The sequence below is a fragment of the Kitasatospora sp. NPDC023176 genome (genome assembly GCF_055560495.1).
Genome location: NZ_JBVHIP010000061.1, coordinates 23,385 through 29,697 on the forward strand (window position 1 = coordinate 23,385; position 6,313 = coordinate 29,697).

Annotated in this window: 5 protein-coding genes; 4 read left to right on the forward strand and 1 reads right to left on the reverse strand. The window is 69.2% G+C overall.

What is annotated here, in order from left to right; translation table 11 throughout:
- The first annotated feature begins 60 nt into the window (after nucleotides 1–60).
- From ACZ3YL_RS40820 to ACZ3YL_RS40835, 4 genes are all read left to right on the forward strand, one after another.
- On the forward strand, nucleotides 61–1,053 hold the full coding sequence (locus ACZ3YL_RS40820; protein ID WP_188308785.1) for an alpha/beta hydrolase fold domain-containing protein: 993 nt from the start codon (nucleotides 61–63) through the stop codon (nucleotides 1,051–1,053).
- 412 nt (nucleotides 1,054–1,465) lie between these two features.
- On the forward strand, nucleotides 1,466–2,710 hold the full coding sequence (locus ACZ3YL_RS40825; protein ID WP_465662753.1) for a hypothetical protein: 1,245 nt from the start codon (nucleotides 1,466–1,468) through the stop codon (nucleotides 2,708–2,710).
- 191 nt (nucleotides 2,711–2,901) lie between these two features.
- On the forward strand, nucleotides 2,902–3,363 hold the full coding sequence (locus ACZ3YL_RS40830) for a hypothetical protein (protein WP_465662755.1): 462 nt from the start codon (nucleotides 2,902–2,904) through the stop codon (nucleotides 3,361–3,363).
- An 824-nt stretch (nucleotides 3,364–4,187) separates the two neighbouring features.
- Nucleotides 4,188–5,336, forward strand: coding sequence for an RICIN domain-containing protein (locus ACZ3YL_RS40835; protein WP_465662757.1), 1,149 nt, complete (start codon nucleotides 4,188–4,190; stop codon nucleotides 5,334–5,336).
- Between the two features lie 101 nt (nucleotides 5,337–5,437).
- On the opposite strand, the gene ACZ3YL_RS40840 is transcribed toward ACZ3YL_RS40835, so the two are convergent.
- Nucleotides 5,438–6,313, reverse strand: an 876-nt coding sequence (locus tag ACZ3YL_RS40840; RefSeq protein ID WP_465662759.1) for an IS3 family transposase, incomplete at its 5' end; no start/stop codon positions are given.

Here is a 6,313-nt window from a genome sequence, read left to right on the forward strand (position 1 = left end):
GCCGCACCGACGGCCTGCCCCCTCCCATGCCTTGACACAGACCCCACCCAGGAAGAAACCATGCCCCGCTTCCGTCCCGCGATCGACAGCGAACTCGCAGCAGCACTCCAGGCCATGCCGATCGGCCCCAACGGCGTCTTCGACCTGACCGACATCCCCGCCACGCGCGAGGCCGTCCGCACGCTCGCCGAAGTCATCGCCCGCACCATCCCCGACGAGCCCACCGTCACCGCCCACGAGATCCACGTGCCGCGCGCAGAAGCCCCCGATGTCCCAGTCCTCCTGCTACGTCCGCAGAACGCGCACGGACCACTGCCAGTCATCGTGTGGTTCCACGGCGGTGGGCAAGTGCTCGGCTTCGCCGCCCAGGACGCACCCTGGCTCAAGCAACTGTCTGCGGCACTCGGCTGCGCCGTCGTTGCCGTCGACTACCGCCTGGCCCCGGAAACCCCCGCGCCCGGCGCCGCCGAAGACGGATACACCGCCTACCGGTGGATCGGCGACAACGCCACCGATCTCGGCCTCGACCCCACCCGGGTCGGCCTGGCCGGCCAGAGCGGAGGCGGAGGCATCGCTGCCGCCACCGCCCTTCTGATCCGCGACCGCGGCGCAGCGACACCCCTGTTCCAGCTGCTGCAGTATCCGATGCTCGACGACCGCAACACGACCGACTCAAGTCGGGAGATCACCGACCTCGGCATATGGGACCGCTCGACCAACCTCCTTGCCTGGCAGGCGATCCTCGGCAGCCGCGTCGGCACCGAGGACGTCACGCCCTACGCCGCCGCCTCCCGGGGGACCGACCTCGCTGGCCTGCCCCCGACCTTCATCGGCGTCGGTGAACTAGACGTCTTCCGCGACGAGAGCCTCGACTACGCCGCGCGCCTGCACGCCCACGGCGTCCCCGTCGAACTGCACCTCTACCCCGGCGCCTACCACGCCTTCGACCTGTTCGCCCCGCAGTCCCAGCTCGCGGAGAGCTTCCGCCACACCTGGACCAGCTACCTCGCCCGGCACCTCACGAAGGCCCCGGCAACACCGACTGCTCCGTAACACGCAGGTCTGACGGCGTGCCGCTTGTCCGGAATCCCACCAGCGCCGCCGAGCCGAATGCCACCCTGTCGGCTCTGGCCGTCGCGCAGTCCCGCAAGGGACGCCGCCGACGCCCGCCTGCGGCGTCCACGCACAACACCTCGACGTACGGTACAGCCCCGTCCGCCCAGCCGGGTATGTCAAGTTAACGGCTGATCTTGGGCCGTGGAGTTGCGGCCGAAGGCCTGATCGCCGCCTCCGCCGGCACCGCTGGCGTCCACACCGGGCGACTTCCACGTGCCGGATTCGGCGGGGGTACGGGTAGCCGTCCCGTGAGGTGGGGGGCGTTAAGCGGGGTCGGCGGCGCGGTGTGTCGCCGGCCGGGAACCGGGCAGGCGCGTGGGAGGCATTTCCACACGTGAGGACCTCTGTCATGACTTCCAGGAAACCCAGTGCGCACAAGTCCATGGAGGATGGCCAGGCCAGCTGCCACGATGGCGAGCAGCACGGTTGGTCGGGCGACATCGACGCCGAGGAGCAGCAGAGCAACGACAGCGCGCACCGCTCCTTCCACCCCGACGAGTACGCTCCACGGCCCGGGCCCGGGCGCGAGCCCTCACCGGAGGAGGAGGGGGAGGTGCCCGGCCAGACGGTGAAAAGCGACGGGCCACGGGGCGAGGACCAGGGCCCGCCGCATGTCCAGAGCCTGCGGGGGAAGGCCGGCATGGTTCGGCCGTTCATCCCGGCGCTGCGTGTCTACAGCATGCCCCTGACCGCGCTGCCGGGCCGGCACCTCATCGTGGTCGACGTGCCACGAAGCCCCGAGGCTCCCCACCTGGTTCCGCAATCGAAGGAGTCGTGGGGGCTGCCCCGGCGCCGCGACAGCGACACCGACTGGCTGGGGGAAAGCGACCTGGAGGCCGCGTATGCGGGCCGGTTCCGGCGCCGACGCGCCGCAGAAGAGCACCTGGCAGCGCTGGCGGAGGAACTGGACGACCGCCTCTGGGGGAAGGAGCACGAAATCTGGGTCACCGTCACCGCTGCCTGCTCAATGCCCTCGATCGCCGACACAGAACAAGCTGTCAACCAGACTGCTCCCGAGCCGAGCATGCTCGACGCGATCCAACTCCTCCAGGACGACGGCGAACTGCGCCAAGCCTTCGACGGTGGCACCGCAATACCGAAGGTCGGTCTGCGGCGTGCGGTGGTCAGCAGCAGCTCGCCCTACGCCGGCTTGAGCGACAAAGGGCATCTCGAGCTCTTCCACGACGGCGCCTTCGCCGGCGCCTTGAACGTGGCTCACACGCCTCCTGTCGGAGGAATTCGCTACCTGGCTCAGAGCCGAATGGAGGGTGCGATCCGGGACCTGGTGACGGTAGTGGCCCTGCATGCTCACCGCCGCCAGGCCGACGGAGTTCTGCAGATCCGCGCGACCATAAACGTCCCCCCACCTGGGCAAATCTCCGCTAGACGCCTCGCCCTTACCCACCAGCACTACATGACGAGCACACCGGAACCCGCCCCCGCCAGCATCGTGCTTGAACGGGTTGCCCCAGTGACCGGCGAGATCCCCTTGACCGACGCGGTCTCCTCGAACGAGGCGCGGATGCGGATGGTCCGCCAGCTCGCGCTCGACCTTATCCACCAGTTCGCGGTGGCCTCACTCAAGACTCTGTAGCTCCCGTCCCCGACCTCCTCGGCGACCAGCTGCTGGCCGCCCGCGGCTCCCTCGGCCCCGTCTGGTGGCGCTACGGCCGCCCCAGCCGGCACTCCCTGCTCGACGCCCTGGAGAACCCGAACAACCGCGCCGCCTACAACCAGCGCCAGAAGGCCCGGGAGAAGAAGGCCCGCCAGGACCACCGAGAGTGGATGCGCACCCTCGCCTGCGCCGACTGCGGCAACGTCCCCAAGGAGGAGAGCACCTGGCACTACGGCCCCGACGGACGACAGGTGGAGTGGACCCGCCAACCCGGCGGCCGCTGCTGGACCTGCCACCAGGAACACACCGAGCGCCTGGAACGGGAGGCCCAGGAACGGCTGGAGACAGCCCGCACGGCCAACGCCGCGCTGCGCCCGTGCTGGACGTGCCGGGGCTCGATCGGCGGGAAGGAGGGCTCGAAGCTGGAGCTGCGGGAGAAGGCCGGCCCGGACCGGCTGGAGTGCCCACAGTGCGAACAGGACCGCGCCGTCAAGGACTTGGGCCCGCTGGTGCTGCCCGCCTTGACCAAACGCGAGCAGATGGCCGCACTGGTCTCCACCCCGGATGACCCCTGGTGGGAAGACCGGCTACTGCACGCAAAGCTCTACCCGGCGAGGGACCGTCGGGGGTGACCTGTTGGTTGTGGTGGGCCGTGTTTTGGCCTCTCATGTCGGGTTGTCTGGACCTTTGGTTGGACCTGTCGGGAGGGTGCGCCGGGGCGGTGCCGTCCGGGGGTTGGTGACTTTGTGTGGTGGTGGGGTGGGGTCGTGGGTTGGGGTGGGGTGGGTCGGGGGGCGGTGGGGTGGTGGGGTTGTTTTCGGGGGTGAATTCCGCTGGTTATTCCGGCCGGTTGTTTTGGCGGATTGGCTTCCGGGTGGTGGTGTGAATTCGGGTTGGAATTGCTGGGGTGGGGGTGTTGGCGGGGTCGGTGTTCGGTTTCTGCCGGGGCTCGGCCGGGCCGTCCTGCCGCCACCTCGCTGCCGCTGCTCCTCCGTCGCCGTCCGGGCCCGTCGTCCGGGTCGTGCCGCCCCGTCCTGGTGCCGTGTGCCGGCCGCTGTCCGGGGCGAGGCCGCCGCCCGCAGGCCGCCCGTCCAGACCTGCTGGTCCGTCGTCGTCCGGGCGCTGGCTGCCTGGCGAGGAACCCACAAGGACATAAACGGCAATCCGTCGACTTCAAACGCCCTCTCGGGCCCGGACAATCGCTGAACCCACCAGCCCTGCGGCCCCGTGACGACAACTGCGTCGACTGCTCCGATATCTCCCCTGAATGAACCGAACGAACCGCACGGCACGTTGAATGTGGATCGACATCCGTCAGGTATCAAGAGATTGTCAAGGATCGCGATCACCCGGTCCGCCGAATAGCGTGCGTCGAATAGCGTCCCCACTCTCTGCGCACGAATGTCACGGCGTCGTGCGCGGCTCCATTCCATTGTCAAGGACAGGTTGCTTCAGCATGCGTGCTTCTCTCGGCAAGGCGGGCCTCCGCCGACGTGCCATGGCGGCGATGCTCCTCCCGGCCCTCGCCACGGCCGGCCTGATGGCCGCTCCGCAGCAGGCCTCGGCAAGCGACTGCGAAGGCCAGTCGACGCCGGCCGGCGGGAACTGCACCACCGCCCTGATCAGCTCGATCTTCGACACTTTGCGGCTCGCCGGGAACGCGGCCGAGATCGCCAAGTCGGACAACGCCCGTTTCACCCAGAGCACGGCGAGCGCGCTGGCCGCCACCGCGCCCGGCTACAACGTGATGGTCTTCAAGTATGACGGAACCGACATGTGGGACACCCTCATGTTCCACAACGCGTACGACGCGAAGATGAACGGGGTCCTGGTCGACACGACCGTCCGGCTCCACCACTACTTCACCCCCGGGACGACCGACCCCTCCGGTTACGACGACTTCCGCATCTGGGTGTTCGCGGGCGACTCGACCTTCACCAACTACGGCGACGGCGGGTACATGAACTGGTCCTTCATCGGCCAGGACGACGACCAGACCAAGACCCGCCGGGGAGTCTGCGCCCACGGGGTGCCCTGCAACTACCCGTACCGCGTCATCCACTTCCCCTCCCGGGCCGTCCCCGGTGTTCCCAAGGGCGGCGGTACCCCGGTACCCCCCGGCATGCCGGGGACGCCCGGCATCCCGATCACCCCCGGCGTTCCCAAGGGTGGCGGTACCCCGGTACCCCCCGGCACGTCGGGGACGCCCGGCATCCCCGCGCACGGTGGAAAGACCATCCACCCGAAGGTGAAGAACGGCAACAGCCCACTGATCACCGGCACTTCGGCCGGCTCGGCGGTCGTCGCCGGAGACGGCGCCGACCGCAACTCCGGCTGGGAGCTGACCCCGGTCGGCGACGGCCGCTACCGCATCACCAGCGCCGTCTCCGGCCTTGTGCTCACCGAGAACACCTCCGGCTACCTGGCTGAGACCCGCCCATGGACCGGCGCCGACAACCAGAAGTGGCAGCTCGCCACGGCCGCCGGCGACACCGTCCAGATCCGCGTCACCGACCAGGACTGCCTGACCTTCGACGAGAGCGCCAAGCCACTGGGCGTTTGGACCTGCAACGGCGACTGGTCCCAGCAGTGGAAGCTGCAGTAAAACACCCACGTGAGACCACATTGTCGGCCCGGCAGCCCCCGCTGCTGGGCCGACGACATTCGACCTCGGTTGAGCTTCCCCCGCTGCGCGGGAGGCGTTGATTACCTGGTCAGGACGGGTGTGGGTGGTTCGACGGCCACTGGTTCGGCCGTCGCCTGGTCGGCGTAGAACTTCGCCTCGTACTCGTCGGGGCTGAGCCAGCCGAGTCGCTTCTGGATGCGGCGGGTGTTGTACCAGCCGTCGATGTAGGCGAACAGGGCCAGGTCGGCGTCGGTGCGGGTCTCGAAGGTCGTGCGGCGCACGCACTCGGTCTTCAGCACGCTCCAGAAATTCTCTGCGAGGGCGTTGTCGAACGAGTCACCCACGCTTCCCATGCTCGGCTCGATTCCCGCCTTCAGCAGTCGAGTTGTGAGCTTGATGGACGTGTATTGACACCCGTGGTCGCTGTGATGGATCAGCTTCCCGGGCTCGACGGGCCGGCCGTGCAGCGCGTACTCCAGGGCGGTGAGGACCAGGTCGGCGTCCGCGCGCTCGGAGGTGTACCAGCCCACGATCCGGCGGGAGAAGGCGTCGCGGATCGTGGCCAGCCACCACGGTCCCTCACCGGTCGGGATCAGCGAGATATCGGCCACCCACAACCGGTTTGGCACGTTGGCGGTGAAATCGCGCTGGACCAGGTCCGGGGCGACGTCGGCGGACGGGTCGCGGCGGGTGAAGGAGCGGGGCCGGCGCGGGCTGACGCCCTGCAGGCCGGCCTGGCGCATCAGGCGTTCGACCCGCTTGCGGCCGACCCGGGTTCCCTCGCGTCGCAGGACGGCGTGGACGCGCGGGGAGCCGTAGGTCTCGTCGGAGTCGGCGTGGATGCGGCGGATGTGCTCGGTCAGCTCGGCGTCGTGGCGCTTGCGCGTGCACGGCTCGGCGGCCTCGCGGCGCCAGCGGTAGTAGGTGGAGGCGGGGATGTGCAGTTCCCGGAGGAC

Bases quoted from the DNA above. Each gene is read 5' to 3' on its own strand.
- ACZ3YL_RS40820 (WP_188308785.1), top strand. From the start codon at position 61: ATGCCCCGCTTCCGTCCCGCGATCGACAGCGAACTCGCAGCAGCACTC.
- ACZ3YL_RS40825 (WP_465662753.1), top strand. From the start codon at position 1,466: ATGACTTCCAGGAAACCCAGTGCGCACAAGTCCATGGAGGATGGCCAG.
- ACZ3YL_RS40830 (WP_465662755.1), top strand. From the start codon at position 2,902: ATGCGCACCCTCGCCTGCGCCGACTGCGGCAACGTCCCCAAGGAGGAG.
- ACZ3YL_RS40835 (WP_465662757.1), top strand. From the start codon at position 4,188: ATGCGTGCTTCTCTCGGCAAGGCGGGCCTCCGCCGACGTGCCATGGCG.